The 25,095-nt window shown below is 32.0% G+C and carries 20 protein-coding genes; 13 read left to right on the top strand and 7 right to left on the bottom strand.

Going from position 1 to position 25,095, the window contains the following annotated elements; all coding sequences use genetic code 11:
• Position 1 precedes the first annotated feature (1 nt).
• The 10 genes from AC1XJX_RS03670 to AC1XJX_RS03625 all read left to right on the top strand — a co-directional run bounded on the left by AC1XJX_RS03670 (position 2) and on the right by AC1XJX_RS03625 (position 7,208).
• Positions 2-514 carry a GNAT family N-acetyltransferase gene (locus AC1XJX_RS03670; protein ID WP_482002608.1) on the top strand — a complete coding sequence of 171 codons (513 nt, stop codon included), beginning with the start codon at positions 2-4 and terminating at the stop codon, positions 512-514.
• Positions 515-516: 2 nt separating this feature from the next.
• Complete coding sequence (locus AC1XJX_RS03665; RefSeq protein ID WP_482002607.1) at positions 517-840, top strand: DUF4286 family protein; 324 nt, start codon at positions 517-519, stop codon at positions 838-840.
• Positions 841-909: 69 nt separating this feature from the next.
• Positions 910-1,704: a 16S rRNA (adenine(1518)-N(6)/adenine(1519)-N(6))-dimethyltransferase RsmA gene (rsmA, locus tag AC1XJX_RS03660; RefSeq protein WP_482002606.1), complete on the top strand. Its 795-nt coding sequence runs from the start codon at positions 910-912 to the stop codon at positions 1,702-1,704.
• A gap of 19 nt (positions 1,705-1,723) precedes the next feature.
• Positions 1,724-3,094 carry a magnesium transporter gene (gene mgtE, locus AC1XJX_RS03655; RefSeq protein ID WP_482002605.1) on the top strand — a complete coding sequence of 457 codons (1,371 nt, stop codon included), beginning with the start codon at positions 1,724-1,726 and terminating at the stop codon, positions 3,092-3,094.
• Positions 3,095-3,214: 120 nt separating this feature from the next.
• Entirely contained in the window at positions 3,215-4,150 is a 936-nt protein-coding gene (locus AC1XJX_RS03650; protein ID WP_482002604.1) for a 2-hydroxyacid dehydrogenase, read from the top strand.
• A 151-nt stretch (positions 4,151-4,301) separates the two neighbouring features.
• Positions 4,302-5,066, top strand: coding sequence for a sulfite exporter TauE/SafE family protein (locus AC1XJX_RS03645; RefSeq protein WP_482002603.1), 765 nt, complete (start codon positions 4,302-4,304; stop codon positions 5,064-5,066).
• Positions 5,067-5,160: 94 nt separating this feature from the next.
• Positions 5,161-5,613, top strand: a complete 453-nt coding sequence (locus tag AC1XJX_RS03640) for a TM2 domain-containing protein (protein WP_482002602.1) — start codon at positions 5,161-5,163, stop codon at positions 5,611-5,613.
• Positions 5,614-5,706: 93 nt separating this feature from the next.
• Entirely contained in the window at positions 5,707-6,030 is a 324-nt protein-coding gene (locus AC1XJX_RS03635) for an ArsR/SmtB family transcription factor (RefSeq protein ID WP_482002601.1), read from the top strand.
• Positions 6,031-6,084: 54 nt separating this feature from the next.
• Positions 6,085-6,582: a DUF6428 family protein gene (locus tag AC1XJX_RS03630; RefSeq protein WP_482002600.1), complete on the top strand. Its 498-nt coding sequence runs from the start codon at positions 6,085-6,087 to the stop codon at positions 6,580-6,582.
• A gap of 17 nt (positions 6,583-6,599) precedes the next feature.
• Complete coding sequence (locus AC1XJX_RS03625; protein ID WP_482002599.1) at positions 6,600-7,208, top strand: arsenate-mycothiol transferase ArsC; 609 nt, start codon at positions 6,600-6,602, stop codon at positions 7,206-7,208.
• Between the two features lie 13 nt (positions 7,209-7,221).
• Here AC1XJX_RS03625 and AC1XJX_RS03620 read toward each other — a convergent pair whose 3' ends face one another.
• From AC1XJX_RS03620 to AC1XJX_RS03600, 5 genes are all read right to left on the bottom strand, one after another.
• Positions 7,222-9,921, bottom strand: a complete 2,700-nt coding sequence (locus tag AC1XJX_RS03620) for a carboxypeptidase-like regulatory domain-containing protein (protein ID WP_482002598.1) — start codon at positions 9,919-9,921, stop codon at positions 7,222-7,224.
• Positions 9,918-10,637, bottom strand: coding sequence for a GLPGLI family protein (locus AC1XJX_RS03615; RefSeq protein WP_482002597.1), 720 nt, complete (start codon positions 10,635-10,637; stop codon positions 9,918-9,920). The genes AC1XJX_RS03620 and AC1XJX_RS03615 overlap by 4 nt, the downstream gene beginning before the upstream one ends.
• 724 nt (positions 10,638-11,361) lie before the next feature.
• Positions 11,362-13,191 carry a GNAT family N-acyltransferase gene (locus AC1XJX_RS03610; RefSeq protein WP_482002596.1) on the bottom strand — a complete coding sequence of 610 codons (1,830 nt, stop codon included), beginning with the start codon at positions 13,189-13,191 and terminating at the stop codon, positions 11,362-11,364.
• Between the two features lie 22 nt (positions 13,192-13,213).
• Positions 13,214-14,464 (bottom strand): aspartate kinase, encoded by a 1,251-nt coding sequence (locus AC1XJX_RS03605; protein ID WP_482002595.1) that lies wholly within the window; start codon positions 14,462-14,464, stop codon positions 13,214-13,216.
• 1 nt (position 14,465) lies between these two features.
• Complete coding sequence (locus tag AC1XJX_RS03600; protein ID WP_482002594.1) at positions 14,466-14,945, bottom strand: N-acetyltransferase family protein; 480 nt, start codon at positions 14,943-14,945, stop codon at positions 14,466-14,468.
• Positions 14,946-15,062: 117 nt separating this feature from the next.
• Here AC1XJX_RS03600 and fbp point away from each other — a divergent pair, with 117 nt between their 5' ends.
• Positions 15,063-16,067, top strand: a complete 1,005-nt coding sequence (fbp, locus tag AC1XJX_RS03595; RefSeq protein ID WP_482002593.1) for a class 1 fructose-bisphosphatase — start codon at positions 15,063-15,065, stop codon at positions 16,065-16,067.
• A gap of 52 nt (positions 16,068-16,119) precedes the next feature.
• Here fbp and AC1XJX_RS03590 read toward each other — a convergent pair whose 3' ends face one another.
• A complete protein-coding gene (locus AC1XJX_RS03590) occupies positions 16,120-17,583 on the bottom strand; it encodes a glutamate synthase subunit beta (RefSeq protein WP_482002592.1) in 1,464 nt (487 codons plus the stop codon).
• A gap of 4 nt (positions 17,584-17,587) precedes the next feature.
• The gene (gene gltB, locus AC1XJX_RS03585) at positions 17,588-22,102 is read right to left on the bottom strand and encodes a glutamate synthase large subunit (RefSeq protein ID WP_482002591.1); all 4,515 of its coding nucleotides are present in this window, start codon (positions 22,100-22,102) and stop codon (positions 17,588-17,590) included.
• Positions 22,103-22,568: 466 nt separating this feature from the next.
• Here gltB and AC1XJX_RS03580 point away from each other — a divergent pair, with 466 nt between their 5' ends.
• Entirely contained in the window at positions 22,569-23,600 is a 1,032-nt protein-coding gene (locus AC1XJX_RS03580) for an outer membrane beta-barrel protein (RefSeq protein WP_482002590.1), read from the top strand.
• Positions 23,601-23,700: 100 nt separating this feature from the next.
• Positions 23,701-24,987 carry an ammonium transporter gene (locus AC1XJX_RS03575; protein WP_482002589.1) on the top strand — a complete coding sequence of 429 codons (1,287 nt, stop codon included), beginning with the start codon at positions 23,701-23,703 and terminating at the stop codon, positions 24,985-24,987.
• Positions 24,988-25,095 lie beyond the last annotated feature (108 nt).

Here is a 25,095-nt window from a genome sequence, read left to right as displayed (position 1 = left end):
AATGATAATAGCAGAAACCAAACGTCTCATTATTTCAAAATTTTTAATAGAAGATGCCACGTTTTTTCTAGAACTAGTAAATGCTCCAAATTGGATTAAGTTTATTGGAGATAGACACACAAAAACAATTTCTGATGCAGAAAAACGAATCTCTGAAGGTCATCTTCAAAGCTATAAAGATTTTGGGTTTGGGTTTTATAAAGTGTTACTAAAAGACGAAAATAATAAACCCATTGGCACTTGCGGACTTATTAAAAGAGATACCTTAGATGACGTAGATTTAGGTTTTGCTTTTTTACCAGAATATGAAGGTAAAGGCTTTGGTTTTGAAGCCTCTCAAGAAGTTATAAAACTTGCAAAAAATCATTTTAAATTAGAAAAACTCTTAGCAATCACAACTTCTGCTAATACAAAATCAATAAAATTATTAGAAAAGTTAGGCTTGAATTTTCAAAAAACAATAAAACCTTTTGATGATGAAAAAGAACTTCTGTTATTTGCAATAAATTTATAGCTATGTATATATACAATGTAACGGTAAATATTGACGAAAGTATTCATAAAGAATGGCTACTTTGGATTAAAGAGCATATTCCACAAGTTTTAGCAACTGGTAAATTTGAAAAAGCGACACTTACAAGAGTTTTAGTTGAAGAAGATTTGGGAGGCGTTACATACTCTGTGCAATACAGGACATATTCCAGAGAAGCTTTAGATGCATATTATAAAGAAGATGCAGAAAGACTTAGAGGCGAAGGCTTAAAAAAGTTTGCCGATAAAATGTTAGCTTTTAGAACCGAACTTGAAATTATTGATGAGTATACAGTAAACTTCAATTAGCCTTGTCATTCCAGTAAACACAGGAATCCATTTTTATAGTTTATCTTAGCGTTTTAATACCCTCTATCTGTGTCAAACAACTCCAACCATCATCAAGTAAAAGCAAAAAAACATCTTGGACAGCATTTTTTAAATGATGAAATGGTAGCACAAAAAATTGCAGATACCTTAACCTTAAAAGGGTATCAAAATATTTTGGAAATTGGCCCAGGTATGGGAGTACTTACTAAGTATTTATTAAAAAAAGATGCCAATACGTATGTTATAGAAATTGATTCAGAATCTGTAGAATATCTTCAGGCTAATTACTTAACACTGGCACCTCGAATTATAGAAAAAGATTTTTTAAAATACGATTTAAATACCGTTTTTAAAGACGAACCATTAGCTATTATTGGTAATTTTCCTTATAATATTTCAAGTCAAATTGTATTTAAAACATTAGAGATTCGTCATCAAATTCCTGAATTTTCAGGCATGTTTCAAAAAGAAGTTGCAGAACGGATTTGTTCAAAAGAAGGAAGTAAAGTTTACGGCATTTTATCAGTTTTAGTTCAAGCTTTTTATGATGCAGAATATTTATTTACAGTGTCTCCAAATGTTTTTACACCACCACCAAAAGTAGATTCAGGCGTTTTAAGACTTATAAGAAAAGATAATTTCACTTTACCTTGTGATGAAAAGTTATTTTTTAAAACCGTAAAGACAGCGTTTCAACAACGTCGAAAAACAATTCGTAATAGCTTAAAAACTTTTAATTTATCCGATAATTTAAAAGCAAATAGTATATTTGACAAGCGTCCCGAACAATTAAATGTTCAAGAGTTTATTGAGCTCACTCAATTAATAGAAAAAGATAGTTAACCCTTTTTAAGTTTTCAATTTGTTAGAAGAAAAAGAAAACATACAATTCCAACTTACAGATGAACTCGTAGAGCAAGTTGAGAAACTTATTGAATCAAAAAACAATAAGGAGTTACATAAGCTTTTAGACGACTTTCATTATGCTGATATTGCCGAAATTTTAGATGAATTAAATCTAGAAGAGGCTATGTATATCATAAAACTTCTAGATTCCGAAACCACTTCAGACATCCTTATGGAGATGGATGAAGATAACCGGGAAAAAGTTCTAAGAAATCTATCAGCAAAAGAAATTGCTGAAGAAATTGAAGAGTTAGATACCGATGATGCTGCTGATATTATCTCAGAATTACCAGAAGCGCGGCAGCAAGAAGTTATTTCAAATATAGAAGATGCAGAACACCAAGCTGAAATTAGAGAGCTTTTAGCTTATGATGAAGATACAGCAGGAGGTTTAATGGCTAAAGAGCTAGTTAAGGTTTACGAAACCTGGACCGTTGCAGGTTGTATGCGAAGAATTAGAGGGCAAGCAAAAGATGTAACCAGAGTGCACTCTATTTATGTAGTAGATAAGCAGGAAAAGTTGATTGGTCGTTTATCATTAAAAGACCTTATAATTGCTAAAAGTGATCAAAAAATTTCTGAAATTTCTAATTCAAATGTCGACTACGTAAAAGTAGATGAAGATGTTGAAGAAGTAGCCAGAGTTATGGCAAAATACGATTTAGAAGCCATCCCTGTAGTAGATGAAAATAAAACACTTGTAGGCCGTATTACTATAGATGATATTGTAGATGTTTTAAAAGAAGAAGCCGATAAAGATTATCAAATGGCAGCAGGTATTACGGGCGATGTAGAGGCTGATGATAGTATTTTACAACTAACAAAAGCACGCTTGCCATGGCTATTTTTAGGATTAGTTGGTGGTGTTGGTGCTTTTTTAATTATGGAAGGTTTTCAAGAAGCCTTTTCAAAATATGCAGTTTTATTTTTCTTTACACCATTAATTGCGGCTATGGCAGGTAATGTAGGGGTTCAATCAAGCGCCATAATCGTCCAAGGTTTAGCAAATGATGATGTAAAAGGAAGTATCAATAGCCGGTTAATTAAAGAAATGTTACTCGCCGCACTTAACGGTTTTATTTTAGCACTTTTTTTATTTGTATTTGTTTGGGTTACACAAGGCAACGCAAATACAGCCTTAGCCATATCAATTTCATTAATAATAGTTATTATTGTAGCAGGTTTAATAGGCACTTTTGTACCTTTATTTTTAAATAAACGCGGTATAGATCCAGCCATTGCAACAGGGCCTTTTATAACAACAAGTAACGATATCTTTGGCATTCTTATCTATTTCTGGATAGCAAAATTAATTTTAGGTATATAATAATTCGGGCGTTACCCTTTGGGTCGCGCTTTCCGTTATAATCTTTTGCAAAAAAGCAAAAGGATTTTCACTGCAATCGCTAACGCAAAACTTCGTAATTTTATAACCTAAATTACACCAATGAAAATTCTTCATCTCGATACTAATCATAAATTTTTAATTAATCAATTAAACGATTTAGGCTTTACAAACCATGAAGATTACACATCTTCAAAAGAAGACATCGAATCTAAAATTCAAAATTACGATGGTATTGTTTTAAGAAGTCGTTTTACTATCGATAAACAATTTTTGGATGCTGCAACTAATCTTAAATTTATTGGAAGAGTGGGAGCTGGTTTAGAGAATATTGATTGTGATTACGCCTTTTCAAAAGGTATTGAGCTTATAGCTGCACCTGAAGGTAACCGTAATGCTGTTGGTGAACACACACTGGGTATGTTATTATCATTATTTAATAAGCTTAACAAAGCAGATACCGAGGTTAGACAAGGCAAATGGTTACGAGAAGAGAATAGAGGTTTAGAGCTTGATGGTAAAATTGTAGGCTTAATTGGGTATGGCAACATGGGTAAAGCCTTTGCTAAAAAATTAAAAGGCTTTGATGTTGCCGTTTTATGTTATGATATTAAAGAACATGTAGGAGATGAAAACGCAAAACAAGTTTCGCTAAAAGAATTTCAAAAACAAGTAGATGTAGTCAGTTTACATACCCCACAAACTCCCCTAACCTTAAAGATGATAAATTCAGATTTTATCAATCAGTTTCAAAAACCGTTTTGGTTTTTTAATACCGCTCGAGGAAAAAGTGTGGTGACGGAAGATCTAGTTTCAGCTTTAAAATCAGGCAAAATTTTAGGAGCAGGACTTGATGTTTTAGAGTATGAAAAGGCCTCATTTGAGAGTTTATTTTCTTCAGAAATGCCAGAAGCGTTTCAATATTTAATTAAATCAGAAAACGTTTTAATATCACCTCATGTTGCAGGTTGGACAATAGAAAGTAAAGAAAAATTAGCTCAAACCATTGTAGATAAGATAAAAGCAAAATTTTGTTAACTTTATAAAATTTGGTTTGGTAAATGGTATTAAAAGTAATAATACCAAAATAATATCTGGATGGATATTAGATAACGATGGTAATAAAATTGAACTTTGCAAACCTCTTGATAGTGCGTTTTTGTAAATTAGTAGCTTTAAAAAACTACTATTGACTTACATACAGATACTTCAATCTTATCAATTAACTTCGTTACAATGGGTTGCCATTGGTTTTGCTGTTTTTTTATTAGGGTTATCTAAGTCTGGAATAAAAGGTATTGGGATTATTATTGTAGTAATTTTGGCCTTTGTTTTTGGTGAGAAAGCATCAACTGGGATATTACTACCCATGTTAATTTGTGCCGATATTTTTGCAGTTATTTATTATAATAGGCATGCTCAATGGCATATTATTAAAAAATTAATACCCTGGATGATTGTTGGAGTTTTAGTAGGTGTTTGGATTGGTAATGATGTTTCCGAAATCTTATTTAAAAGACTTATGGCAGTTATTATAATTGTCTCAGTAATCATTATGTTTTTCACAGAAATCCGAAATACTAATAAAGTACCAACTAATAAATGGTTTGCATATATCACAGGGTTTTTGGCAGGTTTTACAACCATGATAGGTAATTTGGCAGGTCCAGTTTCAAACATTTATTTTTTAGCTATGCGTTTTCCAAAAAACGAATTTATTGGTACGGCTGCTTGGTTATTTTTTATCATTAATGTTTTTAAATTACCATTTCACTTCTTTGTTTGGAAAACCGTTTCAGTAGAATCTTTAGCTTTAAATACTATTTTAATTCCTATGGTTATTATAGGTTTTTTTGTTGGAGTGTCTATTGTTAAACGAATATCCAATTTAAATTACAGACGTTTTATTTTAATTGTAACGGCTATAGGTGGTATTATTTTATTATTCAGATAATTTATTTTGTAACGTTCTTTTAATTTGAAAGACACATAGTTAGTAATGAAGTTTATTTTTATTACTTTTAAAAAACAAATCAAAACTAAAAATTATGTCTGACGAAAAAAGTTTAAGCGACGATCTAAATGACATGTTAGGCGATGCTAAAGAAGGTGCAAAAAAAGCTGCTGATAAAGCTGAAGAAATAGCTAAAGAGGCTAAAGAAAAAGCAAAAGAATTTGCAAATGAAGCGAAAGAATCTGCTTCTGAGTTTGCTGATAATGCTAAAGAAACATTTGAAAACGTAACAGGTGAAAATAAAAAAATATTGGCAGGCGTTTTGGCTATTTTATTAGGATCATTAGGCGTACATAAATTTGTATTAGGGTATAACAAAGAAGGTATAATTTTACTAGTTTTAACCTTTGTTTTAGGATTTATTACATGTGGTTTAGGTGCTGGTATTACTGGAGTTATAGGCTTAATAGAAGGTATTGTTTATTTAACGAAGTCTGATGAGGAATTTTATAACACCTATCAAGTAGGAAAAAAACCTTGGTTCTAAAATCAATCACAATCATATAAAAAGTCAAAAAAAGTTTTTTGACTTTTTATATTCACTTTATTATCGTAATATTGCAATATATAATTATTATAAATGGGCTTAACAAAAACAGAAATATTTACTGAGCAACAAAACGATTTAGCACAATTTTTTAAAGTATTAGGTCATCCGGCAAGAGTTGCTATTTTACAATACATTAGTAATCAAAACGCTTGTATATGTAACGATTTAGTTGAGGAAATTGGTTTGGCGCAACCAACCATTTCTCAGCATTTAAAAGAATTAAAAAGTATAGGTTTACTTAAAGGCGAATTAGAAGGTAAAAGCATGTGTTATTGTATTGATATTGAACGTTGGACAGCGTTACAAACCCAATTAAATGCTTTTTTTAATTCAACTAAATCTAATTGTTGTTAACTAAAATTTGTTGTCATTGTTTATTTAGTAACCATTATTTAATTTAAAAACATCATGAAAACACAAGAATTTTTTAAAATATTAGAATCGCATATTAGTAAATCTTTACTATTTGAATATGCACCAAACCAGTTAGTAGGAGCAAATTACCACATCACAGAAGTAAAGCACATCACAATTGATTCCGTTGATTGTGGAGCTCAAACTGATGCTTGGAAAGAAACCATTATTCAACTATGGGAAAGCACAAGCGAATTAGATAAAACAGATTATATGTCAGTTTATAAAGCCTTAGGTATTTTAAAAAAAGTAGGAAAAATGAAAGCTTATGTTTTAGATGCTGAGGTTAAGTTTGAATATAGTAATGCTAACTTCCATACGGCGCAATTGTTTGTTAACGATTTCGAAATACAAGGTCATAATTTAATATTTAAATTAGCCATTGAAAAAACAGATTGTAAGGCAAAAGAAGCTTGTGGAATTACTGAAGTTTCAGAACCAGTTTTACAAGGAAATGATCCAAGTTGTAATCCAGATGGTAATTGTTGTTAATTATAAATAATAAATAAATGTTTGAAACACTATCTAAAAGTATTAGTGCCTTAGATACTAAAGTCATTTCTGATGACCGAAAAGCCGTTCTTAAGCCTTTAATACATTACATAAATGACAAAATTAAAAACCATAAGCCCATCCGTTTAAATTTTATATGCACACATAATTCGCGCCGTAGCCATTTGTCTCAAGTTTGGGCACAAACAATGGCAGCATATTTTGGGATTAATAAAGTGTCATGTTATTCAGGCGGAACAGAAGCAACCGCCATGTTTCCAAAAATAGGAGAAACATTAATAAGTCAGGGTTTTAAAATTTCTAAATTATCAGAAGGTAATAATCCGGTTTATAGTATAAAGTTTTCTGATAATGATACTTCAATTATTGCTTTCTCAAAACAGTTTGCAGATGCTTTCAACCCAAATTCAGAATTTGCAGCCATCATGACTTGCTCTTCTGCAGACAAAGGTTGCCCTATTGTTTTAGGTTGTGATAAGCGGATAGCTATAACTTACGAGGATCCGAAAATATCTGATGGAACCAATAAACAAACTGAAGTGTATTTTAATAGAAGTTTGCAAATAGCAACCGAAATGAAGTATGTTTTTACGAGTTTGAATTAATATAACGGATGTTTTACAATTTATAAGAAATTTTAAACATAATAATTCTTGGTAGAATAAATGTTTTACTATCGCTTATTAAAAAATTACTGAAGGCGTTTTGTTGTTTAAATGTTAAATCAAAAAGATTGATGGCATTAATTTCAAAACCCCAAGGCGTATCTTCTTTTTGATAAAATAACGACATATTTGCCGTATCAAATGAATTATCTATACCGTTATTTTTATTTGTATAATTATCAAAACTATAATCTGCTTTGAAAATAAAATCTTTTAAAAAATCATATTCCAGAATTACAAATAATCGGTCGTTTTCAAAATTATTAATCAAATTAAAAGAGCGATAATTATTGAAGTCTTTTGTGTAACCTACCTCAATATTGGGATGATTTTTAAAAGAAGTTTCAGCACTTATTGTTGAAGAAATAGATTTTGAAATATTCAAATTAGTAGCATCATTCAAAATCTGGTAAAAATCATTGTAATTAAAACGGCTTCTAAAGTTATATTTTATTTTATTGATTTTTTTAGATATTCCGCCACTAACAGACCAGTTGTATTCGGGTTCATTAAATAATATTTGAGTATTAAATTGATTGATACCATTTAGTTGTGTAACATTTTTAAAATGCTTTACCTTTTTGTTAAAGCTCGTGTTTAAATTAAGATTTAAGTTTTTAAACAAACTAAACTTATAATAGCTTAAACTTACGGTATGATATAATTGATTCTCTAATGTGGTATCGCCTTTAAAAACGCTATTAAAACTAGAAAGTATAAAGTTATTAGCTAACCGTTCAATACTCGGGAAACGTGCATTTAAGGCATATTTAAAGTTTATTTTTTCGCTGTTATTAAACTCTATTTTTGTTGTAAACTGCGGTAATAATAAAGCCTTATTATTAGAAAAGGTGTCTTGAAATTGTTTTGTATTCCAATTGTAAAAATGATAATATAACATGGGTTTAAAGGTTGCAATACCTATTTGAAACTTATATTCTAAACCCATAAACGTATCTACGAAGTTATACCCAAAGTCATTTCCAAAACCATTGGTATTAAAGTTATTGGTGTTACCATTTGAAAGTTTCTGTAAATCTTCATTAAAAAAACTACTAAAGGCAGTATTTAAGCCTACACTTGTGTAAAAATGGTTAAAGTTGTTTAGTACCCAATAATCTTTTATAATGGCATTAAAGCTATGTGAATTCGATTTTTTAGTTTGAAAAATATTATAAAACGTATCGTTAACTAAAGGAATTAAACCTTGCAAAATTTGCCTGTTAGTAAGCCATTCGGTAAGAGGTTTATCGTTTTGGAAGTTGTATGTAGCTTCTAAAGTTAGGGTATGGTCTTTTGAAAGTTTACGGCTGTAATTTACGTTTTGTTTTAAGTTGATGCCCACGACATCGGTTAAGGTAGAAATGCTGTTATTTTGATTGGGGTTTATGGTAGTAATAAAACCATTACTATCATTATTAGTTAGTTTTATAAAACTATTATACGCAAAATCTTCATTAAAACTTGGGTCGTAATCTAATGTTAATTTACCAATGGTAAAAAAGTTGTTGAGGTTATTGTTTACGGTTCGTTCTTCAAAAAAAGGATTTTGAACGTTAACGTATTCGTTTAAAGTTTCGCTTTGCGTTTCTGTTTTACTTTTAGAAGTTATAACGTAGCCACTAATATCGGTAACGTTATTTATAGATTGCCTGATGTTTAAAGCACCAAACTGGTTGGTGTTTGCCGTATAATCTTGATTGTTTAAATACTGCGCAAAATCGCTGTTAAATAGACTAAAATAACTGCCAGCATCGTTCATGAGTTTATTAAAACCACCTTCAAACTCTAAATAATCGCGAAAGCTAAAACTTTTAATACCTTGGTTATTTAGGTCGCCAATAAAATTAACATTGGTTTTTGGGCTGTAATAAAATAAGTTTGGATGCACTAAATAACGGTCTTTAATGCCTGCACCAACTTCAACATCGCCAAAGGCAAATTTCTTTTTGTCTTCTTTTAGTTTAATGTTCATTGCCATATCTTCGGTATCTTGCAAACCTTTTAACATAGCAACATCGTTGTAGTTGTCTAGAATTTCTACTTTATCAACCGCATCGGCGGGTATATTGTTTACAGCCAGTTTACTATCTCCTGTAAAAAAGGTTTTATCCTCAACCAATACTTTGGTTACTTTTTTACCTTGCACCATCACATTGCCTGCTTTGTCAACCTCTACACCAGGCAATTTTTTAAGCACTTCTCGTAGTTTGCGCTCTTCACCAGTTACAAAAGCATCTACTTTGTAGGTAATGGTGTCTTTTTTTACAGTTATTGGTGGCGTGTAGTTTAAAGTCACTTCATCAAGCTGGTCTGGGTTTTCTTTTAATACAAAGTCTTTAAAAAGGTCTTGATTGGTAGTTGTTATACTAACCGTTTGCTGTTTAAACCCTAAATAGCTAACTGTAACATTATAAGTTTGGTTTTTACTTAAGCCTAATTTGTAAGTACCGTTTTCTTGGGTTATGGCAAAAGTAACCGCTTCGTTATCATTTTCTGGTATGGCAAGAATGTTGACGTAAGATAATGGGGTTTGTAATGTGTCTGTTACTTTGCCGGAAACAACTATTTTTTGAGCATAACACAGATTGTTTTTACAAAAAAAATAAAAAAATAAAATTATCGTAAGAATTTTTATTTTAAAAAAAATCAATTTCCGTATCTTTTTATCAAATTCCCTTCGTGTTCAATCTCACTAATAATTTTATCTGATTTGGGAGGTTCTATTTTATAATTCTTATTTGGTTCTATTTTTAATGTTTTTGCAAAATATGTATAGTTTGAGTCCTTTAATTCTAGAATTATCCCAGGAAGACCGTTATACCCATTGGGTCCATAGGGTAATGGTATTTCGGGGCAATACCATGCTTCAATAATAAAAGTTTTACTTTTCCCTATGCTTTGCTTAGAAACAATAGTTGTTGCTTTGTAGCATAAATAAGATCCTATTTGTTTGTTCTCTTTAAATAGTTTCCATTTAAACTTTTTAGGTGATGATTTTATAAGTGTCTTATCACCATATATATCTGTTTGTCGCAATATCATATCTTCTTCAATATTGTAGTAACACATTCCTTTTGAAATCATATTTTTTGCATAAGAAATAGATAATGGATCTAAATCGTTTTCCATTTGATTTTCTAATTTAAAAATAGATTCATTTGAATTAAACATTAGCTCAAAATTTAAATCTTTTGCACTTTTATTCATTTGGTCTAGCAAATTGTAAAGCTCTTTGGCTTTTTCTTTTTCTTCTTTTGGAATATAATTTCTTTGGTATCCGTAAACTATTAATCCAGACAAATCATTTTTGCTAATTTTAACATTAATAAAAACTAAACACGTTATTACAAGAATAAAAATTTTCATAAAATAATATTGTAATCTGCTGTTTCAAAACAGCAGATTTTGTTTTTAAATATTTGGCTGAATTTATCGTTGAGCTCCAATAACTTCATCTAGTGTATAACCATAGCAATAGATAGCTAATGCCGCCTGTGAAATCCATTCAATTTCTTCAAGTGAAAATAGTTCACTATTTATAGCTTGGGTAACTGTGTTGTATACCTGTTCTTCACAATCAATATCTGAAAAAAGGATTTTTCGTGTAGAGGTTGCATTTGCAAAACATCAGTGAAAAAACAATCAATGTAATAAATATTTTCTCATAATTTCTAAAATTTTAAACCCATACATTTACTTTTAATATGTATTTGGGTTGGTTAAACATTGTTAGCCGAATTTTAAAGCCGAAAAATATAAAGCCGATGCACAAAACAACAAAGCCGTTGTTGTTTTAAATGCGCTATGTAATAGTTAGGGAGAAAATAAAAACTAGCGCTAGTTATAGAGTACTCTGGTTGCCTAAAACCACTTTTCTATCGGCTTTGATTAAAAATTAAGTTTAAGACATTTCAAACAAAAAAAAAATAAGAAAATGCAACTTTTTTTATAAAAAAATCCGCTTTTTATCGAAAAACGCAAAATGGGTTACGGGTTTCCCGTAAAATGGATGTTTTAAGTAATAGATTGATAAATCAGTGGCTCAAATACCGAAGTTAACATTGATTTTTATAACACTACTGGCTGCGGTTTAACCACCATTTTTTTCCATAAACTTGCGTTCCAATTCTGCTTGAAATTCTTCCATAACCGGGCGAACGGTACTCTCTGGTAAATCGGCAATTTTGATATACATCAACCCATCAACCGAGTTGTTAAATAGAGGATCTACATTAAAGGCCACTAATCTGGCATTTTGTTTTATGTATTTTTTAAGTAATACTGGTAAGCGTAAGGCACCTGGTTCTATTTCATCAATAAACTTATCAAACTTATTCAAATCTGCTTCAGCTTCATCAAAAACAAAATCCTTATCGGCGTCTTTTAGCTTTACTTTAAACTCTTTTTTAGGACGCACATATTGCGCAATATAAGGGTCGTAATAATGAGATTTCATAAACTCCACCATCAATGATTTTGAGAAATTTGAAAACTGATTACTTATACTTACACCTCCAATTAAATATTTATGTTCTGGGTAGCGAAGCGTGATGTGTACAATACCTTTCCATAGTAAAAATAAAGGCATGGGTTTTTGTTGGTAATCTTTAATGATGAAAGCGCGTCCCATTTCGATAGATTGACTCATCATTTTATAAAGTTCTGGTTCAAACCTAAATAAATCTTGAAGATAAAACCCATCGATCCCATAACGCTCGAAAATTTTAGAACCTAAGCCCATTCTGTAAGCTCCAGCAAGCACATTATTTTCGCTATCCCAAAGAAACATGTGGTGATAATAATTATCAAAAGCATCTAAATCAATAGCTTCATTGGTGCCCTCGCCAACTTCTCTAAAGGTAATTTCGCGTAAACGCCCTATTTCACGAAGAATAAAAGGAATTTTATTGGCTTGAGCCAAAAAAACTTCGTAATTTTTACTTTCTAAAAGTCTTAAATCGTCTTTTCTAAGGGCCTCTACCTCCTTCATCATCAATTCTGTTTGTACAGGTGTAATGATGCGTTTAGGGGTTTTTGGTGTTTTTAGTGTGGATTGTAAGTTGTCTAATATTTTTGGTTTGTCTTCAAAAGCATTAGATAACATGTAGGTTTTCCGTCTTAAAAATTCTGAAAATTCAGCTAAGGTTTCATACTCTTTTTGATCATTTACCGAGATTGGTTTTCCTATTCTAACTTTTATGGTGCGTCTTTTTTGAGTTAAAACTTCAGATGGTAATTTAGCTGTACGGAACGTATCATTAATTTTAGAGAGTTTATAAAAAAGTTTGCTATTCTTTGCATGAAAATAAATGGGAACTACGGGGACTTCTGCTTTTTTAACTAATTTCATGGCTGCTTCTTCCCAAGGTCTATCAACCACTAATTTTCCATCGCGGTAAGTAGAAACTTCACCAGCAGGGAAAATACCAAGTGGGTGCCCATCTCTTAAATGTAAAATGGAGTTTTTAAAGCCTGCTAAACTTGATTTTACATCTTTCCTGTCCTCAAAAGGATTTACAGGCATAATGTAAGGTTTCATAGGTTCTATTCTGTGAAGCAGAAAGTTTGCAATTATTTTAAAATCACTGCGCTGTTCCAACATTAATTTTAAAAGTAAAATACCATCTATTCCACCAAGAGGATGGTTTGATACTGTAATATATGCACCATCTTTTGGAAGCCGTTTTAAGTCTTCTTCAGGAATTTCAAATTTAATTTTAAATTCTTCTAAAATACTATCTAAAAAATCTATTCCTTGAAGATGTTTATTGCGTTTATAAAATTTATTTAAGGTAGATATTTTAAGGAGTTTCATGAGTAGCCATCCAACAAAAGTGCCAAAAAAACCATACTTATCTAATTGAATAGCTTTGGCGACTTCTTTTGCTGTTACTAAACCTAAATTGGGCTCTTTACTCATGGATGCAAATGTAGTAAATTGTTTATTCAGTTACTACTTGAACGGTTTGTTGTGTTAATTGTTTTAGTAATATGGTTTTACCTACTTCAATTTGTTTAATAGAAGCTTCAGTATAATGCCGAATAGTGTAAAGCGACACGTTTTCGTTGTAAGATACTTTAAATTTTGCTTTTAAATGATGTATTAATTTATCTAGATTATTATATAAATTATCTACACAAACAGAGAAGCTTATGGCGGAATTTTGAATTACATCTACTTTCATTTTATAAAGATGTAATAAATTGAAAATTTCACTGATATTTTCTTCAACTATGTAAGAGAAATCTAAGGAAGATAACGAAATTAACACTTGATTTTTCTTTACAATAAAGCAAGGAATCATAGGTTCTAAAGTCACATTTTTACCAATACGGGTACCATTATTTTCTGGGTTTAAAAAAGATTTTACATATAGTGGTATCTCTTTGCCTTGAAGCGGTTGTAATGTTTTTGGGTGAATAACAGAGGCACCATAAAAAGCCAATTCTATAGCCTCAGTATAAGATATTTTATTTAAGAGTTTAGTGTTTTCAAAATATCTAGGGTCTGCATTCAATACTCCAGGTACATCTTTCCAAATGGTTACATGTTCTGCATTTAAACAATAAGCAAAAATGGCTGCAGTATAATCACTTCCCTCTCTTCCTAAAGTAGTTGTAAAATTGTTATCATCACTACCTAAAAAACCTTGAGTAATATTTAAAATAGAGGTATTAAAATTGGTAGTAATTAAAGTTTGAGTGATATCCCAATTTATATTAGCACGCCTATAATAGCTATCGGTTTTGATAAAATCTCTGACATCTAGCCAATTATTTTGTATGCCAACTTGATTTAAATATTCGCTGATGATGGTAGTTGAAACAAGTTCTCCAAAACCAATAACTTGGTCATAAACATAATTATAATCTGGCGATTTATTGCTTTTTAGAAACGTATCTAATTCATTAAATAATGAAGTAGTTTTTTTAAAAGCGTGATGATTTTCGTTTTCAAATAAATCTAAAAGTATTTCATTATGATATTCTTTAACATCTTGTACAGAACTTTGTAGCGCTTTTTTATTTTCGAAATAATTTTTAATTACAATTTCTAAAGCGTTAGTGGTTTTACCCATTGCCGAAATGACAATAAGCGTATTTTTAAAACCAACTTTTTGTAAAACTGATACTAAATTTTTTACACCATTAGCATCTTTTACAGAAGCTCCACCAAACTTAAATACTTGCATCTTATAATTTTGAAATATAATTTTTTATAGCTTGCTCGCTTAATTGTACTACATCCCAATCACGCATAACATGGGCTCCTTTTTTCTCATAAAAAGCTATAGCAGGCTCATTCCAATCAAGCACTTCCCAATTTATTCTTCTCACCCCCAATAGATGGCCATATTTTACAACTTCATCTAAAAGAGCAGAACCAATCCCTGTACCTCTCATAGATTGACTAACCACCAAATCTTCTAAATGTAATATTTTGCCTTTCCAGGTAGAATACCTATTGTAAATTAAAGCAATACCTTCAATTTTGGAGTTCACTTCTGCAACAAAACAGTGAAAAGCAGGATGTTCTCCAAAGCCATCCTTTTCTAAATCTTCAATAGTTACCTCTACAGCATCAGGTTCTTTTTCAAATATTGCAAGTTCTTTTATTAAATTATGCACTTGTTGCATATCCGATTTAATAGCATTACGTATTATAAAATTCATATTTCTTAAAAATTACTTCAAATATAGTTTAAAGTTCAATAATTCATTATTCAACAACGAAAACGTTGTAGTTCGTTAAAAAAATATGTTAATTTGTACTAACAAATCATCAAATTTATGACTCACAAAAAACAAACCTTAGGAGAATTTATAATTGAAAACCAAGCTTCTTTTAAATATTCCTCAGGAGAATTATCAAGTCTTATAAATTCTATCAGATTAGCAGCTAAAGTAGTAAACCATGAGGTAAATAAAGCTGGTTTAGTAGATATAATTGGAGCAGCAGGGGATACCAATATTCAAGGTGAAGACCAACAAAAACTAGACGTTTATGCTAACGAAAAGTTTATACAAACTTTAACAAATAGAAACATTGTTTGTGGTATTGCTAGTGAGGAAGAGGACGATTTTATTTCTATTAACAGTCAAGATGAAAATCATCAAAACAAATATATTGTTTTAATTGATCCCTTAGATGGCTCATCGAATATTGATGTAAATGTTTCAGTTGGAACTATTTTTTCAATTTACAGACGGGTAACTCCAGTTGGAACGCCTGTAACTCTAAAAGATTTTTTACAAAAAGGTAATCAACAAGTTGCTGCTGGTTATGTTGTTTATGGCACATCAACTATGTTAGTTTATACCACAGGAGATGGTGTGAATGGCTTTACTTTAAATCCTGCAATAGGTTCATTTTATTTATCTCACCCTAACATGCAATTTCCTGAAGATGGAAGTATCTACTCTGTAAACGAAGGTAATTATTTCGATTTCCCTCAAGGGATAAAAAATTATATTAAATATTGTCAAAAAGAAGAAGATGATAGACCGTATACTTCTAGATATATAGGTTCTCTAGTATCTGATTTTCATAGAAACATGATAAAAGGAGGTGTTTATTTATATCCGCAAAGCGCGAAAAATCCTAATGGTAAATTACGTTTGCTTTATGAATGCAATCCTATGGCATATTTAGCTGAACAGGCAAATGGTAAAGCAAGTGATGGTTTTACAAGAATTATGGATATAGAACCCACCGAATTACACCAGCGTGTGCCTTTTATTTGTGGTAGTAAAAATATGGTTGATAAATGCGAGGAGTTTATGCAAAATACTTAAAAAAAATGCGAACTATTAAGTTCGCATTTTTTTAATACACTTTTATAGATTATTATATGGCTACTAAATCTCCTCCAATATCTTTAGATGGTAAATTAGATTTTCCCATTAAGTAAATATCTACTTGTCTAGCGGCTTCTCTACCTTCAGAAATAGCCCAAACAATTAATGATTGCCCTCTGCGCATATCTCCTGCAGTAAATATATTTGGAATATTTGTTTGATATTTTCCATATTCTGCTTTATAGTTGGATCGAGCATCTTTTAAAATACCTAGTTTATCAGCCAAAGTACTTTCAGGACCAGTAAAACCTAGTGCTAATAGAGCTAAATCACAAGGCCATGTTTTCTCAGTACCTTCAATTTCTATAAGTTGAGGACGCTCGCCAAGAACGATTTTCCACTCTACATTGACTGTTTTTAAAGCGATTAATTTATTATTCTCATTGGTAATAAATTCTTTGGTATTGATTAGCCAGTTACGCTCTACACCCTCATCATGAGATGAGGATGTTTTTAATTGTAATGGCCAATAGGGCCATGGTGTTGTTGGAGAGCGATGCCCTGGAGGTTTCGGCATAATTTCAAAATTCACTACTGACTTTGCCCCATGACGATTGGATGTACCAACACAATCTGACCCTGTATCACCACCACCAATAACAATCACATGTTTATCGGTAGCCATAATTTGATTTTCAACTTTTTTACCAAACAAGACTTTAGTTTGTTGCGTTAAAAAATCCATGGCTTGTACTACGCCATCAGCATCAATGCCTGGAGTTGGTAAACTTCTTCGTTCTGTAGAACCACCACATAAAACAACTGCATCAAAGTTTTTAAGTTCTTCAACACTGTAATTTTCTCCCACATTAACATTCGTTTTAAACATAATCCCTTCTGCTTTTAAGATGGCTAAACGGCGGTCTATAATTTCCTTTTCCATTTTAAAGTTAGGAATTCCGTAACGCAATAAACCACCAATTTCATCATCTCTTTCAAATACAGTAACTGTATGGCCAGCTCTGTTTAATTGTTGAGCGGTAGCTAAACCGGCAGGACCTGAACCAACAACGGCAACTACTTTACCTGTGCGAGTTTTGGGGGGTTGTGGCTTTATCCAACCTTCTTTAAAGGCACGCTCAACAATGTTTTTCTCAATATTTTCAATGGATATAGGGTCTTCAATGATTCCTAAAACACAAGCTTTTTCGCATGGTGCGGGACATAAACGACCTGTAAACTCTGGAAAATTATTTGTTGAATGGAGTATCCAAGATGCTTTTTGCCATTCACCTTGGTGTACCATATGATTAAAATCTGGAATTAAATTACCTAAAGGGCATCCGCTATGGCAAAATGGAATACCACAATCCATACAACGAGACCCTTGTTTAGTAATTTCTTCTTCGCTAAGCGATACTGTAAATTCTTTATAATGTTTTACACGTTCTTCAACTGGCGTGTAAGTTTCATCTTGTCTTTCAAACTCTTTAAATCCTGTAACTTTTCCCATGACATTATGCTGTTGTTAATTCTTCTAACATTGGTTCTTCGGTTTCTAAACGTTTTAAGGCACGTTTGTACTCTGTTGGCATCACTTTTATGAAGTTGCCTAAACTTTCATCCCAATTTTCTAATAATCTGGTAGCAAGTTTACTATCAGTATATAATTTATGTTTTTCAATTAAGTTTTTCAAATCCGAGGCATCTTCACCTAAAACATTTTCAAATTCAATAGTTTCTGTATTACATAAGCCATTTACAAACTTATTTTCTGGATCGTAAACATAGGCAATACCTCCACTCATACCTGCTGCAAAGTTTCTGCCTGTTTTACCAAGTACAACTACTTTACCACCAGTCATATACTCACAACAGTGATCTCCAACACCTTCTACAACAGTCGTTGCACCAGAGTTACGAACAGCAAAACGCTCTCCAGCAATACCGTTAATGTATGCTTGCCCTTGTACGGCACCAAATAAACATACATTACCAACAATGATATTTTCTTCAGCCAGAAAATCAGCTTTTATAGGTTTTTTAACTATAAGTTTTGCACCCGATAATCCTTTTCCTAAATAATCATTCGTATTTCCCTCAAGTGTAAATGTTAATCCGTGTGCTCCAAAAGCTCCAAAACTTTGACCAGCAGAACCATTAAAATCAATATTTAAAGTATCTTCAGGTAATCCTAAATGGCCATATATTTTAGAAATTTCATTACTCACAATGGCGCCTACCGTTCGGTTTATATTTCTTATAGGATATTGCAAGCTCATTTTTTCTTTTCTATATAAAGCTCTATGTGAGTCCTTTAGAATTGTAAAATCTAAAACATTATCAATATTATGATCTTGTTTTTCTGTATTTTTTACAATCATTTGTTTGTAAGCGGTAGGTCTGTGTAAAATGCTAGATAAATCTAAACCTTTAGCTTTATAATGTTTTATAGCTTTATTGGCATTTATTTTATGAGTTTGCCCTACCATTTCTCCAAGTGTTCTAAAACCTAATTGCGCCATAATACCTCGCAATTCTTCAGCTATATAATAGAAGAAATTGATAACGTGTTCAGGTGTCCCTTTAAAGTTTTTACGTAACTCTTTATCTTGAGTTGCAATTCCAACTGGGCAAGTATTTAAATGACATTTACGCATCATAATACATCCTGAAGCTACTAATGGTGCTGTTGCAAAACCAAACTCTTCAGCACCTAATAATGCTGCGATAGCAACATCTCGTCCTGTTTTTAACTGGCCATCACATTCAACTACAATTCTACTTCTTAAGTTATTTAAAACCAAGGTTTGTTGTGCTTCAGCTAAGCCAAGTTCCCAAGGCAAACCAGCGTGTTTTAACGATGTTAAAGGAGATGCTCCAGTACCACCATCATAACCAGCAATTAAAACTACATCTGCTTTTGCTTTTGCTACACCGGCAGCAATAGTACCAACACCAACCTCTGAAACTAATTTTACATTAATTCTAGCTTCTCTATTAGCGTTTTTTAAATCAAAAATTAATTGAGCTAAATCTTCAATAGAATAAATATCATGATGTGGTGGTGGTGAAATTAAACCAACAAAAGGGGTTGAGTTTCTCGCTGCCGCAATCCAAGGTAATACTTTGTACCCCGGTAATTGCCCACCTTCTCCAGGCTTAGCGCCTTGAGCCATTTTAATTTGAATTTCTCTTGCATTGGTTAAGTAATGCGAGGTAACTCCAAAACGACCTGAAGCAACTTGTTTGATGGCTGAATTACGGCTATCGCCATTAGTGTCCGGATGAAAACGTCTTCTATCTTCACCACCTTCACCAGAGTTTGATTTACCACCTATTCTATTCATGGCTATGGCTAAGTTCTCATGAGCTTCGCGCGATATAGAACCATATGACATAGCGCCTGTTTTGAAACGTTTTACAATTTCTGTCCATGGTTCTACTTCATCTAAAGGGATAGGGTCTAAATTATCAAACTGAAATAAACCACGAATAGTCATTAAATTCTCAGCTTGTTCGTTTATGGCTTTTGCATAAACATCATAGCTAGCTTGATCGCTTAGTCTGACAGCTTGTTGAAGTTTTGCAATTGTTGTAGGATTAAATAAATGTCTTTCGCCATTTCTTCGCCATCTGTAGTCCCCACCAATATTTAAACCTAAAAGTTTATTAATTGTATTATCAGGGTAAGCTTGTTTATAGCGCTCATTAATTTCTTTTTCAATTTCATATAAGCCAATACCTTCTATTCTTGAAGCTGTGTAAGGGAAGTATTTTTCAACAAATTGAGAATTGAATCCTACTATTTCAAAAATTTGAGAACCTCTATACGAATGCAATGTAGAGATACCTATTTTATTCATTATTTTTAAAATTCCTTTACCAATGGCTTTGTTGAAATTATCAACTGCTTTTTGTTCGTCCATATTGGTTATAAAACCGTCAGTAACTTGCATTCTGATTATTTCGTTAACCATATATGGGTTTATTGCACTTGCGCCGTAACCAAATAGTGTTGCAAAATGATGAGGTTCACGAGGTTCTGCAGATTCAATGATAATATCAAAATAAGAACGTTTACGTAAACGATTCATTTGATGATTTACATAAGAACAGGCTAGTAAAGCAGGAATTGGAGCTAAATCTTGATTAACACCTCTATCAGATAAAATAATAATATTAGATCCGCGTTCTAGGGCTTTTGTAGTTTGAACTATAATGTCTTCTAAAGCATCTTCTAGCCCGTTTAAACCTTGAGATTTTGTGTATAGGATTTGAATAGTTTCGGCTTTAAAACCATCAATATCTATAGTTCTTATTTTTTCTAAATCGGCATTAGAAATTACAGGGTTTTGAATACGTAATTTTCTACACTGTCTTTCAGTAATGCTGAAAATATTTCGGTCTTTACCTAAATTTAAGGCAATATCTGTAACAATTTCTTCACGAATCCCATCTAAAGGGGGATTAGTAACTTGTGCAAATAATTGCTTAAAGTAGTTAGAAATAAGCTGAGGTCTATCTGACAAAACAGCTAATGGCGTATCAATACCCATAGAACCTAAAGCCTCTTTACCATCTAAGGCCATTGGGGTTATTACTTCTTGAATATCTTCAAACGTATAATTAAATAAACGCTGTCTAGTTTTAATATCGATGGTTTCAATTGGGCAAGTGGTATTTGTATAAGGAACGTCTCTTAAATGTAATCGGGTTTTTTCAAGCCATTCTTTATAAGGTCTTTCTAAAACAATTTTACTTTTAATTTCTTCGTCTTTAATAATACGACCTTCGTTCATGTCTACCAAGAACATTTTACCAGGTTCTAAACGTCCATGATTTAAAATGTCTTCTGGTTCAATATCTACCACACCTATTTCTGAAGACATGATTAGTTTGCCACTTTTAGTAACGGTATATCTAGATGGTCTTAAGCCATTTCTATCTAATAAAGCACCTATATAATTTCCGTCAGTAAAAGGTACTGATGCAGGTCCATCCCATGGTTCCATGATACAAGCGTTATACTCATAAAATGCTTTTCTTTCAGGAGTCATGGTAGCATGTTTTTCCCAAGCTTCAGGAATCATCATCATCATAATTTCTGGTAGCGATCGCCCTGTGTGAGTTAATAATTCTACCACCATGTCCATAGATGCAGAATCTGATTTTCCTGGAAGAATTATTGGAAATAATTTTTCTATTTGTGGACCGAAAACATCACTTTTCATGATTTCTTCTCGAACACGCATTCTACTTACATTTCCGCGAAGGGTATTAATTTCACCATTTTGACACATAAAGCGGAAAGGCTGAGCCAATTCCCATGTAGGCATCGTGTTGGTAGAAAAACGCTGATGCACTAGAGCTAATCTAGTTACTAAATCTATTTGTTGTAAATCTGTATAATAAGGGCCAATATCTTCAGGCATGATAATGCCTTTGTATATTAAAGTTGTGTTTGATAGGCTTGGTAAGTAAAAATAACCACTTTCAGAAATCTTAGAATTTCTTACTTCATGTTCAGTAATTTTTCGTGCAGCGTATAATTTTGCTTTAAAAGTTGCCTCATCAATTGGGTCTGTTTTTCCAATAAATATTTGCTCGATTTCTGGTTCTGAAGCTTTAGCAATTTCTCCTAATTGAGACGAATCAACAGGTACTTTTCGCCATCCTAAAACAGTAAGACCTTGATTTTTAATTTCTTTTTCGAAAAGTGTCTTACAAAACTGGTACTGATTTTTAATTTTAGGTAAAAAAACCATGCCAACTGCATATTCTTTCGGCTGAGGGATTGAAAAATTACAAACTCTTTGAAAGTATTCGTGTGGGATATCAATTAACAAACCAGCACCATCTCCGGTTTTTCCATCAGCACTTACACCACCACGGTGTTCTAATTTTACTAGAATTTCTAATGCATCATGAATGATTTGATTTGTTTTCTCTCCTTTTAGATTACAAATAAATCCTGCGCCACAGTTTTCGTGTTCAAATTCAGGTAAATATAGTCCTTGTTTCTTCAGCATAATCAACAAACTTTAGTTTAAAAAATTGAGTTGGAATGCTAAGATATGCACTAGTATTTGAATTACAATAAGCTGTATTTCATTATTTCGATTTTAGAAGTTAAGTATTAATAAAAATAATTATATATCAATATTAAACTCTTTTTTTAATAAATACTCAATTCACAAAATTTATGAATAAGTAATCAAAATATGAATTAAAAGCATAAAACCTCAATTTTAACTACAATAATGTTATAAAAACTCAAAAAAACCTGAAAATTACTCAAAGAGTTGTTTTGTTAAAAACTCAAAAATTTAATAAATAAAATGAATACCCCTAAAAAAATAGGGTAAAAATTAGAATATTGATAAAAGTAATAACAACACCCCTATTTTTTATGGGGGTTAAAACTTTTTAACATAGATTTGACTCATTCTTAATGAAAATTAACTAAAAAAATTAATAACTTAAATTAAATCAATTATGAAAAAAATTATTACACTTTCAATGCTTTTTATGGCTACTGCCTTATTCGCACAAGAAGAGGAGACTGCGCCTTCATTTACTGTAAGTGGAAGTATTGATGCTTATTACAGGACAAATTTAAATGCCCCTAACGATTTAAATAACTGGACTGCTCCTGGATCTTCTTTTGCTAATCTACCTGGTTTTGCTTTAGGTATGGCAAACATTGTATTAGGTTATGAAGGTGAAAAAGCAGGTTTTGTTGCTGATTTAGTATTTGGTCCAAGAGGTACTGATGCTATTTTTGCGTCTCCAATGTATTCAGCAACTGGAAATATTGTAAATCAATTATATGCTTACTGGAACGTTAGTGAGTCAGTAACACTAACAATGGGTAACTTTAATACTTTTTTAGGGTATGAAGTAATTTCTCCAACAGCTAACTTTAACTACAGTACGTCTTATTTATTCTCTTATGGTCCATTTAGTCATACTGGAATTAAAGCAGATATTGCTTTAAGTGATGATTTCAGCTTAATGTTAGGTGTTATGAATGATACAGATTTAACTGAGTTTAACCCAACTGGTGATTATGCATTTGGAGCACAGTTAGGTTTTTATGGTCAATTCTTAAATGTATTAGTTGATCCTTCTTTTACAGAAATTGACTTTACAGGTGGATTTGATTTATCTGATAAATTATTTTTAGGTATAAACGCTGCTCATTTAATTTTAGAAGATGATGGTGGAGGATTTACAGGTGTTGCTTTATATCCACAATTAGCTACTTCTGATACTTTTACAATTGGTTTAAGAGGTGAGTATTTTTCTGAAGATAAAGATTTTGGAGCTATTGACTGGGCAGGTACTGGCGTATCTGATGCAAGTGTATTTGCTTTAACTTTAACAGGAAGTTTTGCAATTGATAACTTAACAATCAAGCCAGAACTTAGATTAGACAGTGCTTCTGATGCTGTATGGTTAGATAATGATTTAGGATTACAAAAAAGCTTGAGTTCTTTTGTTTTAGCTGCGATCTATTCTTTCTAAAAAAACAAAAACAAAATTTAAAAGTAGCATAAAGTAAACAGCTTTTCAAGAGTGGTTTACTTTATACTCAATATTAACTAACCCTTAAAAACTATTTATTATGTCAATATTAAATATGTCATTATTTATTCAGGATACTGCCGCAATAGAAGGCGATATGGGAATGATGTGGATGCTTATTTCAGGTATTCTAGTATTTTTCATGCAAGCAGGATTCTTTTTAGTAGAGTCTGGAATGACGGATTCTAAAAATGCGGTTAATATCGCAATGAAAAACTTCCTAGACATCGCAGTTGGTTCATTAGCTTTCTGGTTTGTAGGATACTCTCTAATGTATGGAGCAGATCAAGGTGGTGGATGGTTCCACTGGGGCGGTTTTATTTTCTCTCAAGGTGCTGCCGATTTATTTTTTCAAACGGTGTTTGCTGCTACAGCTGCTACTATAGTATCTGGGGCTATCGCTGGAAGAACAAAATATACAACATACGCTATTTTTAGTATTGTTTTAACGGCTGTTATATACCCTATCGCTGGTGGTTGGGAATGGAATGGTGGATGGCTAAATAATACAGATGGTATTATGCCTGCTGAATTTATAGATTTTGCTGGATCATCAATAGTTCACTCTGTGGGTGGATGGGCTGCACTTGTAGCTGCTTGGATGGTAGGTCCAAGAATTGGAAAATATCTTGACGGTAAGCCAGTTGAAATGCACGGACATAACCAAATGTATGCAACTTTAGGGGTATTTATCCTTTGGTTAGGATGGTTTGGTTTTAATGGTGGTTCTCAATTAGCTTGGGGTGGAGACGATGCAACGGCTGCTTCTCAAGTTGTTTTAGTAACTAACCTTGCAGCAGCAGCAGGTGCTTTAGGAGGCTTATTATTTACTTGGATTAAAAACGGAAAACCTAATTTAGGTATGACTTTAAATGGTGCGCTAGCAGGTCTTGTAAGTATTACTGCAGGTTGTGGCAATATGACTGAAGGTGGCGCTGTAATAGCTGGTTTATTAGGTGGAATTCTTGTAGTTTTATCTATTGGATTTGTTGAAAAAACTTTAAAAATTGATGATGCTGTAGGTGCTATTTCTGTACATGGTGTTGCAGGAGCTTGGGGGACTTTAGTTATTGGTCTTTGGGGTGTAGATGGTGATACAGGTATTGGTCTATTCAATGGTGGGGGTGCTGCTCAATTAGGTGCTCAAGCAATTGGAGTTTTAGCTTATGCAGTTTGGGCAATTTTACTTTCTTTCATTTTCTTATTTATAATTAAGAAAGCCTTTGGAGGCTTAAGAGTTACTGAAGAAGAAGAAATTGCAGGTCTTGATATTTCTGAGCATGGTGCTATTGCTTACCCAGGTAAGAGACAAAGAGAAATTGAATAATATCAATTTATTATACATTTTTTTTAAAATTTAATAAAAAGATGCCTTATTTATAAGGCATCTTTTAATTTTTAAAAACGATAGGTTTTAGAGATAAATAAAATCTAT

The sequence above is a fragment of the Flaviramulus sp. genome (assembly GCF_982512915.1).
This window is presented reverse-complemented; position numbering and strand designations above follow the sequence as displayed.